This is a genomic window from Nonomuraea sp. GTA35 (assembly GCF_041950525.1).
Classification (GTDB): domain Bacteria; phylum Actinomycetota; class Actinomycetes; order Streptosporangiales; family Streptosporangiaceae; genus Nonomuraea.
In genome coordinates this window covers 707,860-724,309 of record NZ_JBGNUV010000004.1, presented here as the reverse complement: position 1 = coordinate 724,309, position 16,450 = coordinate 707,860, and the positions used below count along the sequence as shown (strand labels likewise).

The window sequence follows — 16,450 nt, the reverse complement described above, 5'->3', positions numbered from 1 at the left end:
CAGAATGTTCGGGTGGACATCGATGCGTTCGTCACAGCACACCGCCCCGTGTGGGACCGGCTCGATCACCTGGTCAAGCACCGCTCCTCGCTGACCGGTGCCGAGGTGGACGAGCTGGTGGAGCTGTACCAGCGGGTGGCCACGCACCTGTCCATGGTCCGCTCGTCGTCCAAGGACCCGATGCTGGTCGGGCGGCTGTCCGCGCTGGTGGCCAGGGCCAGGTCCGCCGTCACCGGCGCGCACACCCCGGCCTGGCGCGAGGTGACGCGCTTCTTCACCGTGTCGTTCCCCGTGGTCGCCTACCGGGCGCGCTGGTGGTGGCTGGCGGTCACGGTCGCGTTCCTGGTGGTGGGGTGGGTGATGGGCGCGTGGGTGGCGGCCAACCCCGACGTGCAGGCGTCGATCGCCAGCCCCGACGAGATCACCCGGCTCGTCGAGGAGGACTTCGCCGACTACTACTCCGAGCACCCGGCCGCCTCCTTCGCCAGCCGCGTGTGGACGAACAACGCGTGGGTGGCGGCACAGATGATCATGTACGCGGTGGTGCTGGGCCTGCCGATCCCGTACGCGCTCTACGCCAACGCCGAGAACGTCGCCGTCTCCGGCGGCCTGATGGCCTCCCGGGACAAGCTGGACATCTTCTTCGGCCTGATCCTGCCCCACGGCCTGCTGGAGCTGACCGCCATCTTCCTGGCGGCGGCCGTGGGCATGCGCCTGGGCTGGACGGTCATCGACCCGGGGCCGCGCAGGCGGATCGAGGCGCTGGCCGAGCAGGGCCGGGCGGTGATGAGCGTGGCCTTGGGGCTGGTCGTGGTGCTGTTCGTGTCGGGGCTGATCGAGGCGTTCGTGACCCCGTCGGGGCTGCCCACGTGGGCGCGCATCGGCATCGGGGTGCTCGCCGAGGCGGTCTTCCTCGCGTACGTGATCATCTTCGGCCGCAGGGCGCTGCGCGCGAACGAGACCGGCGACATCGAACGGGCGCCCGACGTCGCCCCGACCGCCTGACCGCACGTCACCGGACAGGGGTCCGCCGGAGCGTGCGGGTCTCAGCGCGTCAGAGCCGCCCCGCCGCCTTGAGGGCCAGGTACGCGTCGGCGAGGGCGGGCGCGATGTCATCCGGGGGCGCGTCGACGACCTCGACACCGTGCCGCCGCAGCCTGGCCGTGATGCGCCTGCGGCCGAGCTGGGCCTGCTCGGCCGCCGCCGCGTCGTACACCTCCTCGACCGACCCGCGCCGGCCCGCCATGGCCGCGACGGACGGGTCGGACACCCCGGCCACCAGCACCAGGTGCCGCGCGGAGAGCTGCGGCAGGACCGGCATCAGGCCCTCGTCCATGGCGGCCGGGTTCAGGTCCGTGAGCAGCACGACCAGGCAGCGCCGCTTGGCCCGCGACAGGATGGCGGCCACCATGGCCTGCGAGTCGGCCTCGACCAGCTCCGCCTCGATCGGCGCCATCACGTTGACCAGCGACGACAGCAGCTCGGTGCGCGACGTCCCGCTCACCCAGGCGCGCACGGCACGGTCGTGGGCCAGGAAGTCCACCTGGTCGCCGGCCCTGGCGGCCAGCGCGGCCAGCAGCAGGGCGGCGTCCATCGACCAGTCCAGGCGCGGCCAGCCGGGCGCGGGCCTGGGATCGGGCCGCAGGAACAGCCCGCCGCCGCTCGCGTCGGCCCCCGCGAGGTGGATCGGCGCGGCGCCGACCCGCCCGGCCGAGGTGCGGCCGGTGTCGAGCACGATCAGCACGCGGCGGTCGCGCTCGGGCCGCCAGGTGCGTACGACGACGTCGTGGCGGCGCGCGGTGGCCCGCCAGTCGATGGAGCGCACGTCGTCGCCCACCACGTACTCGCGCAGCGAGTCGAACTCGGTGCCCTGCCCGCGCACCAGCGCCGGGTGCTGGCCGTCGAGCTCGCGCAGCCGGGCCAGCCGGGAGGGCAGGTGCTTGCGCGACAGGAACGGCGGCAGCACCCGCACCGTCCAGGGTGCCTGGTGGTTGCCCTGGCGGGCGGCCAGGCCCAGCGGGCCGATCGAACGCACGGTGATCGCCACGGAGGAGCGGTCGCCGCGCCTGGTCGGGCTGAGCGAGATGACGAGCTTGCGGCGTTCCCCCGCCGGCACGTCCAGCGCGGCCACCCGCGGATGCACCCCCGCGGAGGGCGGCCAGGCGTCCCTGAGCAGGCCGCGCACGCGCCTGCCGCCCGGGTTCTCGACCACCAGCTCCACCGTGGCCTGCTGGCCGAGCCGGACCAGCGTGTCGCCGGACCGGTGGAAGCGCAGCGGCCGCACGGCACCCGCGAACGCCAGGTCCACGGCGATCCCGGCGGCCAGCAGCAGGCAGACCCCGGCCAGCGCGGGCCCCGGCTGCGGCGCGAGCAGCACCACCACGATCCCGACCGCCGCGACCAGCCCGGCACGTCCCGTCAGAGCCATCCCCGCACCACGCTTCCCGTAGCGGCCGTCAACGCGGGACCGGGACCGAGGCCAGGATGCCGTCGAGCAGGCCGTCGGCGGTCGCCCCCTCCAGCTCGGCCTCGGGCCGGAGCTGCACGCGGTGCCGCAGCGCGGGCCTGGCCAGCGCCTTGACGTCGTCGGGAGTGACGTACGGCCGCCCGGACAGCCACGCCCACGCCCGGGAGGCGGCCAGCAGCGCCGTGGCGCCGCGCGGGGAGACGCCGAGCTGCAGCGACGGGGAGTTCCTGGTGGCGCGGGCCACGTCCACGATGTAGCCGAGCACCTCGGGCGCCACGTGCACCTTCGAGGCCGCCTCCCGCCCCGTCGCCAGGTCCTCGGCCGAGGCGACGGCCTTGATGTCCGACAGGTCGCGCGGGTCGAAGCCGCGGGCGTGCCGGTCGAGCACGGAGATCTCCTGCTCGCGCGGCGGCAGCGGCACGGTCAGCTTGAGCAGGAACCGGTCGAGCTGGGCCTCGGGGAGCTGGTAGGTGCCCTCGTACTCGACGGGGTTCTGCGTCGCGCACACCACGAACGGGTCGGGCAGCTCGCGAGCCGAGCCCTCCACGCTGACCTGCCGCTCCTCCATCGCCTCCAGCAGCGCCGCCTGCGTCTTGGGCGGCGTGCGGTTGATCTCGTCGGCGAGCAGCAGGTTGGTGAAGACGGGCCCCTCGCGGAACTCGAACTCCGCGGTCTTCGTGTCGTAGATCAACGACCCGGTCACGTCGCCGGGCATCAGGTCGGGCGTGAACTGCACCCGCTTGAAGTCCAGCGACAGCGCCGAGGACAGCGTGCGCACCATCAGCGTCTTGGCCACGCCCGGCACGCCTTCGAGCAGCACGTGCCCCCTGCACAGCAACGCGATGACCAGCCCCGTCACGACCGCGTCCTGCCCGACCACGGCCTTGGCCACCTCGGTGCGCAGCGCGGCGAGCGCCTCCCTGGCCGAGTCGCCATTGTTGGTCGGCCCGCCGGCCGGCCCGCCGACCGGTCCGACGGCCGGTCCGCTGGTCGGTCCGCTGGTCGGCACGCGGTATGTCTCATCAGAGTTCACTGATCTGCCTCTCCATGAAGTCCAGATATCCGGCCAGCCCGACGAGCCCCGCGTCGTCCGCCGGGGGCGGGCCGTAGAGCGCGGCGCCGACCTGCTGCGCGTCCTGCCCCGTACGGGTGGCGATCGCCGAGACGACCTCCGGCCGGCCCGCTCCGGACGCCAGCCCCAGCCTCGGGGTGAGCCGGTCTATCGTGCCCGCGCGCAGCGCGTCGGCCGCGCGTTCCCTGGCGCGCCTGGCCCGGTAGAGCCGGCCGCGTCCCTCGACGGTCTCGGCGGCCCTGACGATGACCGGCAGCTTCTCCGTCACCACGGGCCCCAGCCGCCGGCCGCGCCAGAACGCGGCCACGGCCACGGCGATGATCGACATGTAGACGGCCCAGCGGATGCCGGCCGGCATCAGGTCGTACATCGACTGGCCGCGCTCGCCGGGCAGGTCGGGCGCGGGCGGCGTCTCGGGCGGCACCAGCCAGGTGACGGGCCTGCCGGTGCCGATGAGGTTGAGTGCCAGTGCCGCGTTGCCGTCCTCGGCCAGGCGCTGGTTGGTCATGAAGCCGCCGTCGCCGACGACTGTGATGACGCCGCTCGCGTACGGGAAGCTGACCAGGGTGTGCCCGTCGTCCGCCGGGTAACAGGCGGTGGCGCCCGACGGGCCGCGCAGCACGACGCCGCCCAGGTAGGCGCTGCCCGCGGCGGTGGCGGCGGGCAGGCCGCATCCGGGCTCGCGGGAGCGGGGCCTGGCCCCGGCCGCCTCGACGCGCACGCCGGGAGCCAGGGCGGACAGGCCGAAGACGTTACCGACGACCAGGCGGTCGCCGGGGATCCTGGCCAGGCTGAACTCGTCGACGTAACTGGTGTCGATGATCAGCAGCAGCCGGTCGCCCGTGGCGGCCTTGGCGGCGGCGGCCTCGACGGAGTCGACCCGGTCGACGGTGACGCCCCGGTCGCGCAGCAGCTCGGCCAGCGCCTTGGAGCCGGACAGCGAAGTGTCGTCGGGGTCGAGGTGGCGCGCCGGGGCACGGTCGGGGCCGAGCAGCACGCCCAGGACGGCGATGAGCACGACGAGGCCGCCCAGCAGCACGATCATCCGGCCGGCCCGCCAGGTGGAGCGGGCGGTGGGGGAGGTCGGGTAGGACTGCCCGGGAGGGGCCTGGGGGGTGACGACGCTCATGCCCCGCCCTCACCGGCCGCGGTCGCGAGGGGCACCGGGCGCGCCTGGCGCAGGCGCTCGTCGAGGCCGGTCATCGTCTCGTACGCCTCCCGCGTCCCCGTCACCCCGCCGTACGTCACGTCGTCGAACGATCGGGCGGCCGCCGCGAGTTCCTGCGCGAACGCGGGCAGCGACACCGCCGCCTCGGCGGCCAGCTCGTCGGCCGTCCGCCCCGGCATGCCGTCGACCAGCGCGCGTTCCTCCAGGTCGCGGGCGATGGCCCGGAGCCGCTCCTGGACGGCCTGGGTCCAGCGGCCCTCGTGGGCCAGGCGCTCGGCGGCCTGCCGGTGCTCGGCCGCGGTCAGCGCCCGCGCGCCGAACAGCGCGCCGGGCGCGAGCGCGTTCCTGCGGGCCGTCTTGCGCAGCCGCCACGCGATCAGCGCGATCAGCCCGAGGAGGATCAGCGTGATCAGCACGGCGGCGATGATCCCGCCCGCCGACCCGCCGCCGGTGGCCGCGTCGAGAAGGTCGCCGAGGAACTGCGTGACGTACCGGTAGATCCGGTCGAACAGCGCTTCCTTCTCGTACTCCGGCTTGAGGAGCTCCTCCGCGGCCTTGCGCGCGGCCTCCTCCCGGTCGATCGGGCTCACGACCTGGCGGAGTTGGACGGGTGCCACAGCTCGTCGGCCGAGGCGTGCACCCAACCCTGGCGCTGCTGCTCGATGGCCGCCGTCTGCAGCACGAGGTCGAACGCCTCGCTGCGCATGCGCCGGTCGGCGTACAGCAGGCCGGAGACGCCGGCCTCGAACGGGTAGGTGAGCATCGCGCCGAGCGTGCCGCCGATCGCGATCAGCACGGCCGACACGATGGTGTTGGTCACCGAGCTCGCGCCCAGCATCCCGAGCATCGTGCCGATCAGCGTGAACGGGAACGTCAGCATGCTCCCGACGAGGCCGACCAGCAGGGACGTGAGCAGCAGGATGCCGAACACCCGCCAGAAGTCGCCGGTCACCAGGTGCCACGAGCGGCGCATCGCGTCGACCGGGCCGCGGCCCTCCAGGACCACGGCCGGCGAGGCGAACGCGAAGCGGGTCCTGAAGAACAGGTAGTAGGCGAGGTAGGCGACGACGAACAGGACCGTCAGCCCGAGGATCCAGCCGAGGGCGGAGGCGTCGGCGTTCATCGCGACCGCCACCATGAGCAGCACGAAGACGATCAGCGGCACCACCATGATGGCGGCCATCATGCCCACCACGCCGAACAGCGCGGGGATCCGGCCCTTGACGAGGCGCCAGGCCTCGCCCGCGCTGATGCCGCCGCCGAAGACGGCCCGGCCCAGGATGCGGGTCAGCACGCCGGTCAGCAGCGTGACGACGACGAACGAGATCGCCGAGGAGATCAGCGTGCCGCCGTACTGGCCGACGATGCCGGAGATGCTGTTGAGGTCGCTCTCGGCGGTGGCGAAGCCCTCGGGGTCGTCGAGCGGGCTGGGCAGGGCGTCGAGCAGGAACGCCTGGCCGATGGCCAGCGGCACGGCGGCGAGCAGGGCGGCCACGGCCGACAGGCCGAGCACGGCCTTCGGGTTCGACCGGATCAGCTTGATCGTGCCGTCCAGGATGTCGCCCAGACCGAGCGGGCGCAGCGGGATGATGCCCGGGCGGAGCGCGGGCGGCGGCATATAGCCGTATCCGGGCTGCTGTTGCGGATAAGGCGGATATGGTGTTTGAGGCGCTTGCCCGTAAGGCCCCTGTTGCGGCGAATGCGGGGGTTGTTGCGGGGGCGGCCCGTACGGCTGCCCGGTGGGCGCCGGCTGTTGCGCGCCGGGGGCGGTCCACGGGGAGGCCGGCGGGGCGCTGTAGGGCGGGGGCTGTTCGGCCGACCAGCCTGATGGCGTCTCGGGCGTGGGACCGTGACCGTCTGACATATCCCAATCCTGGCACGCTGTGCGGGGCATTGGTGTCACGGAGAGGATTCGCGGCCTCATCTTGCCCGCATTCACGGAGGAATCCGGGCAAGGTTCGCGTCCAGGGATGGCCGAAAGTTGCTCTGTTACCGCAGACTGAGATTGCGGTCGCGGGGGCGGACCTAAAATTCGCCTTTTGCAGGGCTCAGGTCACACTCATGGGTCAACCAAGGGTAACCTTCAGCGATCGTGCGGGTATGTCCCACAATGCGTAGAACGAATGAGGGGCCATGAAAGGTCGCGTGCTGGTCGTCGACGACGACGCCGCTCTCGCCGAGATGCTGGGGATCGTGCTGCGAGGGGAAGGCTTCGAGCCGTCCTTTGTCTCCGATGGCGACAAGGCCCTCGACGCGTTCCGGGATACACGCCCGGACCTGGTGCTGCTGGACCTGATGCTGCCGGGGGCCGACGGCATCGACGTCGCGCGCAGGATCAGGGCGGAGTCGGGGGTTCCCATCGTCATGCTCACCGCCAAGAGCGACACGATCGACGTCGTGCTCGGTCTGGAGTCGGGCGCCGACGACTACATCGTCAAGCCGTTCAAGCCGAAGGAGCTGGTGGCCAGGGTGCGGGCGCGGCTGCGCCGTACCGACGAGCCCACCCCCGAGATCCTCCAGATCGGCGACATCACCATCGACGTGGCCGGCCACTCGGTCAAGCGCGGCGAGGAGACGATCAACCTCACGCCGCTGGAGTTCGACCTGCTCGTGGCGCTGGCCCGCAAGCCGCGCCAGGTGTTCACCCGTGAGGTCCTGCTGGAGCAGGTGTGGGGTTACCGGCACGCGGCCGACACGCGGCTGGTCAACGTGCACGTGCAGCGGCTCAGGGCCAAGATCGAGAAGGACCCCGAGCACCCCGAGATCGTCGTGACCGTCCGCGGCGTGGGCTACAAAGCCGGTCCCGCCTAACCCTCGCCCCGCCCCGCCGTGCCCCCGACGAAGAAGAGATCCCGCAGACGGACGCTCCGCCAGATTCTCGGCGGCGTCCGCCGGCGGGTCCGCCGTGCGGCGGGCAGGACACGCAGCGTCTGGCGGCGCTCACTGCAGCTCCAGGTGGTCACCAGCACGCTGGTGATCTCCGTGATCGTGGTGGTGGTGCTCGGCACGTTCCTGTTCGGCCAGATCAACAAGTCGGTCGTGGACAGCAGCCAGCGCACCGCCGCCAGCGAGGCCTTCGCCGACCGGCTGCAGATCGCCGACGCGCTGACGCCCGAGACCGACGATCCCGCCAAGCAGGCCGACGGCGCCGAGCAGGGCGCGGGCAACCTGCTCGACGAGGTCATGGACACCATCACCGGCTCCGGGGAGAACGGCTCCGAGAAGCGGTACGAGCTGCTGATACTCAACCTGACGACCCCGGGCCAGTCGCGGGCGTCGGGCAGCGTCGTGCCCGCCGACGTGCCGCTCACGCTCAGGCTGGCCCTGCAGCGCAACATCCGCGTCTACAAGTGGGAGGCCGCGACCGGCTCCATCCAGACCATCAGGTTCGGCGGTGAGAGCCAGCCCAGGCTGACGTACGTGGTCGGCGGCATCGTGCACCTGCCCACCAACGGGCGCACCTACGAGGTCTACCACTTCTTCCCCTTCGACGAGGAGGAGGAGCTGCTGTCCAACGTCCGGCTGGCCATCGTCGTGGTGGGGCTCGGGCTCGTGCTGCTGCTGGCCGCCATCGCCTACCTCGTCGCCCGCCAGGTCGTCACCCCCGTGCGCCTGGCGCGCCAGGCCGCCGAGCGCCTGGCCTCCGGCAGGCTGGACGAGCGGCTCAAGGTGCGCGGCGAGGACGACCTGGCCCGGCTGGCGAACTCGTTCAACGAGATGGCCGCCAACCTGGCGCTCAAGATCCACCAGCTCGAGGAGCTCTCCCAGGTGCAGCGGCAGTTCGTCTCGGACGTCTCCCACGAGCTGCGCACCCCGCTGACGACCGTCCGCATGGCCGCCGACCTGCTGTACGACGCCCGCGAGGACTTCGAGCCGATGGCCGCCCGCTCGGCCGAGCTCATGCAGGCCCAGCTCGAACGGTTCGAGTCGATGCTGGCCGACCTGCTGGAGATCAGCCGCTACGACGCCGGCGCCGCCACGCTCGACCTGGAGCCCGTGGACATCCGCGACGTGGTGCTGCGCGCGATCGGCGACTCCGAGGCGCTGGCCGAGCGGCACGGCACCCGCTTCGAGCTCAGGCTGCCCAACGAGCCCTGCGTGGCCGAGATCGACAACAGGCGGGTCGAGCGGATCCTGCGCAACCTGCTGTTCAACGCCATCGAGCACGGGGAGGGCAGGGACATCGTGGTCACCGTCGGCGCCGACCGCGACGCCGTGGCCGTCGCCGTACGCGACCACGGGATCGGGCTCAAGCCCGGCGAGGACACCATGGTCTTCGACCGCTTCTGGCGGGCCGACCCGTCGCGGGCCAGGACGATCGGCGGCACCGGGCTCGGCCTGGCCATCTCCCGCGAGGACGCCGGCCTGCACGGCGGCTGGCTGCAGGCGTGGGGGCAGCCGGGCGAGGGCTCCCAGTTCAGGCTCACGCTGCCGCGGAACGCGGGCGTGGACCTGAAGGGCTCGCCGCTGTCGCTGGTGCCGCCCGAGATCGAGATGCGCCGCACCTGGCGGACGTCGATGACGCCCGTGCTGCTGCCGGCGTCCGGGGACGGGGCCGAGCATGACGAGGACTAGCCGGCTCGGCACGGCGCTCGCCATCGTGGCCGCGATGGTCCTGGGCGGCTCGGGCTGCACCGTGATCCCTCCGAACGGCCCGTACACCGTCAACAACGACGAAGGGGCCGGCGACCCGCTCAGCAAGCCGTTCCAGCGCATGATCGCCATCCCGCCGCAGCCCGGCTGGGGCGCCGAGGACACGATCAGGGGCCTGCAGGCCGCCATGGCCGCCTACGCGGACGACCCGTCGGTCCTGGCCGGCTACCTGACGCCCGAGGCGCGGGCCAAGTGGACGGCGGCCGGGCCCGTGACGGTGATCCAGGACCAGTACGAGGTCGTGGTCCCGCCGCCGCGCGAGTCCGAGGCGTCGACGGAGGTCACGCTCAAGGCGCACGTGGCGGCCGTCATCAACGAGGACGACTCGTACAAGCCGACGGGCGGGTCGTGGGAGCGTCCCTTCGAGCTGGTCAAGCTGCCGGAGGGGTACCGCGTCAGCAGCCTGCCCGCCGGGCTGCTGCTGACCGAGTCCGACGTGGCGCGCGCGTACCGGCCGACGAACCTCTACTACGTCAACCGCAGCACGCAGGACCGGCTGGTCGTCGATCGCGTACGCCTGCGGCTCGACACGATGGAGACGTTCGCGCAGACCGTGCTCGAACGCCTGCTCGAACCGCCGACCGAGGCCCTGCGTGGCGCGGTCACCTCCAGCTTCCCGGCCGGCACGAAGATCGAGTCGATCAGGTCGGGCGAGGACCGCGTGATCATCAACCTCTCGGGGCCGCTCGACACCCTCGACCTCAGTACGGAAGAGACCCTCAGAGGCCAGATCAGGAACAGTCTCAACAAGAACGAGATCGCCAAGGGCCGCGTCATCGAGATCCTGGTGGACGGCGAGTCGTACACCGTCGACCGGCCCGACTCCGTCGACCAGTGGCTGGACGACGACGTCCGCGACAGCGCGTACTACGTCGACAGGGGAGCGGTCCACTACCTGACGAAGGACGGCCGGGGAGGCGCCGTGGCGGGCGCGGCGGGTGAGCAGCGCGAGGGGTACAGCCACTTCGCCGTCTCCGCCGGCCCCAACCCGCTCATCGCCGCCAGGACCTCGACCGGCATCTCGGTGGCAGGGCTGGCGCCCGAGGGGGTCTGGCAGGAGGTCATCCAAGGGGACGACCTGACGCCGCCCACGTGGAACAGGGACGGGTCCCTGTGGACGTACGACGGCAAGAACGGCGCCTTGCTGAAGTACGACCCGGTCAGGGGGCGGGTGGATCCCGTGCAGGTGCCGGAGGAACTGGACCGGCTGGAGATCAACCAGTTCAGGATCGCCAGGGACGGGGTGCGGGTGGCGGTGACCACCGGGGACGAAACCGTCCAGATCGGCGCGCTGACCGGTGAGGGCGCCGGGACGAAGCTGGGGAACCTCCAGCTCCTGACCACGACCGAGACCGGGAACGAGATCAAGGACATCGCCTGGCGAGACGACGAGCGCCTGCTCGTGCTGGTGCAGGGGACGGCCGGTCAGACGCTCAACGAGATCAACGTGGGGGACGGGGAGACCACGGGGGTGCCGTTGAAGGACCGGCTGCAGTCGGTGGCGGCGTTCCAGGACCAGGTGCTGGCGGATGTCACGGCGAAGGGGGTGACCAAGCTGATGGCGCTCAGCCAGGACCAGCAGACCTGGACCCCCAAGATCGACACCAACGGCGGCGCCCCCTTGTTCCCCCTGGGCTGACCCACCTCGCCGACGGTTGGCTCGCGACGGCGGCTGGCGCGCTTTGCCGGCGGCTGGCCCGCACCGACGGCGGCTGGCCCGCTCCGCCGGCCGGGCCTGGGACCGCGCCGGGTCGTGTCCCCGCCGCTCCGCGCCGCGCATGTCTCCTGTGCCGTCGCGTGGCCACAGCCTCACGCCTGTGCAGGTGCCATCCCGCGTGGCCGCCGTGTACCGTGGTCCGGACCGGTCCGGCCGTCCGGCCGTGATCCCGCGGCGCTCCTCCCGATGCGCTGCGTCAGCGAGCCGGAACTGTCGGTGGCGCCCGGCATGCTGGGGCCGTGCTGAACGCCCTACTGGATCTGGTCCTTCCTCCGGCCTGCGCGGGCTGTGGCGCCAAGGGGGCGTCGTGCTGCCCGCGATGCTTCGAGGCGCTGACCGCCGAGCCCGCCAGGCGCGGTCCCGTCCCGTGGCCGCGCGGCCTGCCCGACTGCTGGTCCGCGGCGCCGTACGAGGGGGCGGTGCGCAGGATGATCGTGGCCTACAAGGAGCGGGGAGCCGTGGCGCTGGCCGGGGTGCTGGCCGAGGCGGTGACGCGGACGGTGCTGGTCGCCATGGGGCAGGCGGGCGAGTGGGCAGGCGGGCGGTTCGCGGTCGTGCCGGTGCCGAGCGCTCGCAGGAGCGTGCGGGGCCGGGGCCACGATCCCGTGGGGAGGCTGGCGGTGCTGGTCGCCGCCCGGTTGCGGGTGCTCGGGGTGGGGGCGGAGGTGTGGGCGGGGCTGGCGCAGGCCAGGCGGGTGGCCGATCAGGCGGGCCTGAGTCGCTCTCAGAGAGCCGCCAACCTCGCAGGGTCACTTCAGGTCGTCCCCGCCGCGAACGGGCCTCCAGCGTCCCGTGCGCTGCTCCTGGACGACATCGTGACGACCGGCGCCACCCTCGCGGAGGCCGCCAGGTCGCTGCACGCTGCGGGGATCGCGGTGCCCCTGGCCGTCACCGCCGCCGCGACACGCCGAAGATCTTGAAAATCGTCATGGTCACGTTCGGTAAAGAAAGATCCAAATCGGTTTCCTGACCTGGAGGTCACATGTCACTTCCCCTAGACGGGCGCTCGGGCTGTTCAGTGGACGGGAGGCCCCTGCGCATAAGGGTTGCCGATCGGTTAAATGGGGCATCGGAAGGCGCTTACCGGCCTGGTCGATATCACGGACGGTGATCATCCGGTTGAGGCTCAGGCTGACATTCGTGCTGGATGCGGATAGCGTTCCTACATGGCACCCGTTCGGGTCCGTGGTTGCGCAGGGTCGGTGTCCCCGGCTCTGCTAGCCGATGCCAGCCGCAGGCAAAACGGTCCACGTAAGGCGACTCTTTGTCGACCGATCACGGTGCGGCTTAGGGGTAAGTCCTGCCTTCCCGGGGGTCCAGATGTCCCCCGTCAGAAGAGAAGGGCAGTAGTGGCGACAGCGCTGCGAGACCCTCAGCAGGCGGATGTGGGGTCGAAGACCAGGTCGGCCGGGCGGGTGCCTTCCGAGTTCCCGGTGACGCAGCGTCGGAGGAGGGTAACCGTGACAGGAAGGCGGCCAGAAGACCCCGTCCGGAATGCACGCCGTCGGGCGCTCTTGCTCAGTCGTTAGACCGAAGGGGGGCTGTTGCATGGACATCATCGTCAAGGGCCGGCACACAGGAGTGAGTGATCGGTTCCGAGACCACGTGACGACCAAGCTGGCCAGGATCGAACGTCTGGACAACAAACTCATCCGAGTCGATGTGGAGGTGTCCAAGGAGCGTAATCCGCGCCTCGCCGATCAGCGGGAGCGCGTCGAGCTCACCATTCACTCCCGAGGGCCGGCCATCCGCGCCGAGGCCTCGGCCGACGACCGACTCGCAGCCTTCGATCTAGCCCTCGACAAGCTGGAAGGCCGTCTCAGGCGGCTGGCCGACCGGCGCAAGGTCCACCACGGCAACCACTGCCCGCCCTCGGTGGCGGAGATCACCGCGACGCTCCCTGACGCCGATCTGAAGCCCCGTACGCAGCCCGCCGTCCCCGAGCAGGCCGAGCCTGACGAGGACGAGCTGCAGCAGAAGAGCGACCAGCTCTACGACGACATCGTCCCGATCGAGATGGACGGCGACGGGCCGCTCATCGTCCGGGAGAAGTTCCACCGAGCCGAACCCATGACCATCGATCAGGCCCTGCTCGAGATGGAGCTGGTCGGACACGATTTCTACCTGTTCCGTGACAAGGAGAGCGGCCAGCCGTGCGTCGTCTACAACAGGCGCGGCTACAACTACGGCGTGTTGCGGCTCGTAGAGCCCTGATCGCGCGCTAAAAGATCTTCTCGACCACCCGAGAACCGCGGGTACATGCCATCATGGCGGTTCAACGGCTCTGGCCCCCCGACGAGGAGGAGACGTGAGCGAGCTCAGTCAGGTAGGGATGAGCGAGCGAAGCGAGGCAATGGCAGGCGCGAGGCTGATCGTCACGAGGCTGGTCGGCACGAGGCTCACCAAGGAGGCTTCGTGACCGAGTCTGACGAGGCCCGCGCGCAGGCGAGCGAGCCGATCCGCGTGCTGATCGTCGACGATCACGAGCTGATCCGGCGGAGCCTGGCGCTGGCGCTGGCCGCCGAGCCTGACATCGAGGTGGTCGGTGAGGCGAGCGACGGGCAGGAGGCGGTCGAACTGGCCGATCGCCTCATGCCTGACGTCGCGCTCATGGACGTGCGCATGCCGCGGCAGGACGGGATCGAGGCGACGAAGGGCATCAAGGCCTCCGTCCCGAGCACCCGCATCATCATGCTGACGGTGAGCGACGAGGAAGAGGATCTCTTCGAGGCCATCAAGGCGGGAGCCACCGGCTACCTGCTCAAGGACGTCCAGATCAACGATGTCCCCGCCGCGGTGCGTGGCGTGCACGAAGGCCAGTCGTTAATCAACCCGGCCATGGCGGCCAAGCTCATCAGCGAGTTCGCCAACATGAGCCGCAAGGAGGCCGAGCGCCCGCCTCAGCTTCCCGTCCCCCGGCTGACCGACCGGGAGATGGAGGTGCTGCGGCTGGTCGCCAAGGGCATGAACAACCGGGAGATCGCCAAGCAGCTGTTCATCTCCGAGAACACCGTGAAGAACCACGTGCGCAACATCCTCGACAAGCTTCAGCTGCATTCGAGGATGGAGGCCGTGGTGTACGCGGTGCGGGAGCGGATGCTCGAGATCACCTGAGCCGCGGGACACGGCCCTGGGGCCGGTCGCATGACCGCCGGTCGTGCTCGTGGGCGAGGGAGTCGCGGGTGCCTGGGGCATGCAGTGCTCTCCCGCGGGGCCGCCGCGTGGCGCCGGCCGTGCCGCGCACATGGCGTGATGCGTGTCGTGCTCATACGGAGGGGCTGATGCGTGTCGTGCTCATGCTGCGAAGGGGCTGATGCGCGTTGTGCTCACGCCGCCGCCCGCCCGGGCCGGTCGCGGTGCGGGGCCCGGGCGCGCGTGGGTGCGTGACGCCGCTCAGCTCCCGTTCGGCGAGGCCGCCGGGTGTGCGGGGGTCGCGTTCAGCAGGGGGAGCAGCTCCGGCGGGTCGGCGCGTTCGACGCGTACGGCGTCGCAGCCCACCCACTCGGCGGCCGACCACAGAGCCTCGCTCAGGGCGTCGGCCCACTTGGCGGGCGAGAGACCCGGCTCCAGGTGGAGCTGCCTGGCCACCAGCGTGGAGCCCTCGCGGGCCGGGTCGACGCGCCCGATCAGCCGCCCCCCGGCCAGCACCGGCATCGTGAAGTAGCCGTGCACGCGCTTGTGCTTGGGGACGTAGAGCTCCAGCGTGTAGGTGAAGCCGAACACCCGCTTGGTGCGCTCGCGGTGCCAGATGAGGGAGTCGAACGGCGACACCAGGGTGGTGCGGTGGCGGCCGCGCGGCTCGGACTCCAGGGCCTCGGGGGCTGCCCAGGCGTTGGCCTGGCCCTTCTTGCCCGGCCAGCCGGCGACGGTCACGGGCACCAGGCCCGCCGCGCCGCTGAGCAGGACCTCGTCGAGAATCGCCGCGTAGCGGCCCTTGAGGCGGAGGAAGTCGATGAGGTCGGTGCGGTTGGCCACGCCGAGGGAACGCCCGGCCACGCCCGCCAGGCGTACGATGCACTCCTCGTCGGACAGGTCGTCGGCCAGCAGGTCGGCGGGGACCACGCGCTCGGCCAGGTCGTAGACGCGGCGCCAGCCGACGCGGCGGCTGCACACCAGCTCCCCGATGTCGAGCAGCCACTCCAGGCCGATCTTGGAGTCGGACCAGTCCCACCACGGGCCGCCGTTCTTGGCGCCGCCCACGTCGGAGGTCGTCAGCGGGCCCGACTCCCTGACCTGGTCGAGCAGCTTCTCCACGTTGTCGGGCACCTCGTGCCAGCGGTAACGCCGCTCACGGTAGGCCCGGCGGCGGAAGGAGTAGAGCGGCCAGTGCTCGATGGGCAGGATGCAGGCCGCGTGGCACCAGTACTCGAAGCTCTGGGCCGGATTGTGCCAGTAGGCGCGCTCGACCTTGGAGCGGCCCACCGCGCCGAGGCGGGCGTAGGCGACCAGCTCGTGCGAACGGGCCAGGACCGAGATCGTGTCGAGCTGGACGGCACCCAGCCTGCGCAGCATGGCGTGCACGCCGCCCTTGCGCACGTCGGCGCCCATGAAACCCTGCGCGCGCAGGACGAGCCGGCGAGCCTCTTCGGCGGTCAGATCGGTCACACCGGTCATGCCCGCGCCTCCATATGGCGATGCATGCGAGCAATCTAGCCACGGGCACCGACAGAAATCGCCGCCGCCTACCAGGCGATCACATCTGGGCCCGTCTCGCCTCCGCGGCGGGCGCACCCCTCAAGGCGCACCGCACCCGCCTGGCGGTTGCACGCACCCGCCTGGGAGGCGCGATGCATGGGCTTGGAGGTGCAGCTCACCGGCCTGGGAGGCGTGGCGCGCCGGTCTGGAGGCGTGGCGCATCGGCCTGGAGGCGGGGCGCGCACGTCTGAAGGCGCGCGCATGCCTGGAGGTGCCTCGTGCTCCCGGCAGGCGCGCCCGGGCGGGCGGTCACGCGGCCCGGGATCGTGCCCCGGCATGCGAACGGCGGGCGGCCCGGGGTCGGGCGCCCGCCGTTGGAACCAGGTTTCAGCGGTGATCCTCAGCGCGCATGCCCACTCGCGGAGCGTCGATCACGACGTCGGTGAAGATATCGAAGACGAGGGCGAGGATGCCGCCGACGACGAACAGCCCGGCGCCGATCCAGATGAGCGTCCAGTTCGCGGCCGTCATGCCGAAGCCGGCCACCACGGTGCCCACCAGCATCACGGTCACCGCGAGCCACGAGGACGCGCGCCCGCCGTGGCTGCCGAGATTCTCCGTATGCTCCGACTTCTTCCCCTCAACCATGACAAATCCTTCCTTTGCCGGATATCCCGCTATTGGTGCGAGCCGGCTCTCCACCGGCATACCCTCTGCCTTGTCCCCATTCTCCCAGAC

At 71.5% G+C, this 16,450-nt stretch carries 14 protein-coding genes; 7 read left to right on the top strand and 7 right to left on the bottom strand.

The features are described from left to right. The first annotated feature begins 12 nt into the window (after nt 1-12). A complete protein-coding gene (locus tag ACBJ32_RS21810) occupies nt 13-1,005 on the top strand; it encodes a stage II sporulation protein M (RefSeq protein WP_375128249.1) in 993 nt (330 codons plus the stop codon). 49 nt (nt 1,006-1,054) lie between these two features. On the opposite strand, the gene ACBJ32_RS21805 is transcribed toward ACBJ32_RS21810, so the two are convergent. The 5 genes from ACBJ32_RS21805 to ACBJ32_RS21785 are packed head-to-tail and all read right to left on the bottom strand — an operon-like array spanning nt 1,055 to nt 6,325. Continuing rightward, nucleotides 1,055-2,428 carry a DUF58 domain-containing protein gene (locus ACBJ32_RS21805; RefSeq protein ID WP_357873305.1) on the bottom strand — a complete coding sequence of 458 codons (1,374 nt, stop codon included), beginning with the start codon at nt 2,426-2,428 and terminating at the stop codon, nt 1,055-1,057. Nucleotides 2,429-2,456: 28 nt separating this feature from the next. Further along, a complete protein-coding gene (locus ACBJ32_RS21800) occupies nt 2,457-3,476 on the bottom strand; it encodes an AAA family ATPase (protein ID WP_375128248.1) in 1,020 nt (339 codons plus the stop codon). 13 nt (nt 3,477-3,489) lie between these two features. Next, on the bottom strand, nt 3,490-4,668 hold the full coding sequence (locus tag ACBJ32_RS21795; protein ID WP_375128247.1) for a DUF4350 domain-containing protein: 1,179 nt from the start codon (nt 4,666-4,668) through the stop codon (nt 3,490-3,492). After that, the gene (locus ACBJ32_RS21790; protein ID WP_375128246.1) at nt 4,665-5,297 is read right to left on the bottom strand and encodes a DUF4129 domain-containing protein; all 633 of its coding nucleotides are present in this window, start codon (nt 5,295-5,297) and stop codon (nt 4,665-4,667) included. The genes ACBJ32_RS21795 and ACBJ32_RS21790 overlap by 4 nt, the downstream gene beginning before the upstream one ends. Continuing rightward, a complete protein-coding gene (locus ACBJ32_RS21785; protein WP_375128245.1) occupies nt 5,294-6,325 on the bottom strand; it encodes a glycerophosphoryl diester phosphodiesterase membrane domain-containing protein in 1,032 nt (343 codons plus the stop codon). Before ACBJ32_RS21785 ends, ACBJ32_RS21790 begins: the two co-directional genes overlap by 4 nt. Nucleotides 6,326-6,840: 515 nt before the next feature. Between ACBJ32_RS21785 and mtrA the strand changes: the two genes are divergently transcribed. From mtrA to ACBJ32_RS21755, 6 genes are all read left to right on the top strand, one after another. Then, the gene (mtrA, locus tag ACBJ32_RS21780; protein ID WP_043620615.1) at nt 6,841-7,518 is read left to right on the top strand and encodes an MtrAB system response regulator MtrA; all 678 of its coding nucleotides are present in this window, start codon (nt 6,841-6,843) and stop codon (nt 7,516-7,518) included. 18 nt (nt 7,519-7,536) lie between these two features. Further along, nucleotides 7,537-9,282 (top strand): MtrAB system histidine kinase MtrB, encoded by a 1,746-nt coding sequence (gene mtrB / locus ACBJ32_RS21775; protein WP_375128244.1) that lies wholly within the window; start codon nt 7,537-7,539, stop codon nt 9,280-9,282. Then, nucleotides 9,269-10,999 carry an LpqB family beta-propeller domain-containing protein gene (locus ACBJ32_RS21770; RefSeq protein ID WP_375128243.1) on the top strand — a complete coding sequence of 577 codons (1,731 nt, stop codon included), beginning with the start codon at nt 9,269-9,271 and terminating at the stop codon, nt 10,997-10,999. Before mtrB ends, ACBJ32_RS21770 begins: the two co-directional genes overlap by 14 nt. Before the next feature lie 317 nt (nt 11,000-11,316). Next, nucleotides 11,317-11,997, top strand: coding sequence for a ComF family protein (locus ACBJ32_RS21765; RefSeq protein WP_375128242.1), 681 nt, complete (start codon nt 11,317-11,319; stop codon nt 11,995-11,997). Between the two features lie 628 nt (nt 11,998-12,625). Beyond that, nucleotides 12,626-13,291, top strand: a complete 666-nt coding sequence (hpf, locus tag ACBJ32_RS21760; RefSeq protein ID WP_375128241.1) for a ribosome hibernation-promoting factor, HPF/YfiA family — start codon at nt 12,626-12,628, stop codon at nt 13,289-13,291. Nucleotides 13,292-13,492: 201 nt separating this feature from the next. After that, nucleotides 13,493-14,191, top strand: a complete 699-nt coding sequence (locus ACBJ32_RS21755) for a response regulator transcription factor (protein ID WP_253751634.1) — start codon at nt 13,493-13,495, stop codon at nt 14,189-14,191. Between the two features lie 279 nt (nt 14,192-14,470). Here the strand turns inward: ACBJ32_RS21755 and ACBJ32_RS21750 are convergent, their stop codons facing one another. After that, nucleotides 14,471-15,691, bottom strand: a complete 1,221-nt coding sequence (locus ACBJ32_RS21750) for a winged helix-turn-helix domain-containing protein (protein ID WP_375128240.1) — start codon at nt 15,689-15,691, stop codon at nt 14,471-14,473. A gap of 408 nt (nt 15,692-16,099) precedes the next feature. Continuing rightward, nucleotides 16,100-16,360, bottom strand: a complete 261-nt coding sequence (locus ACBJ32_RS21745) for an HGxxPAAW family protein (protein ID WP_225271727.1) — start codon at nt 16,358-16,360, stop codon at nt 16,100-16,102. Nucleotides 16,361-16,450 lie beyond the last annotated feature (90 nt).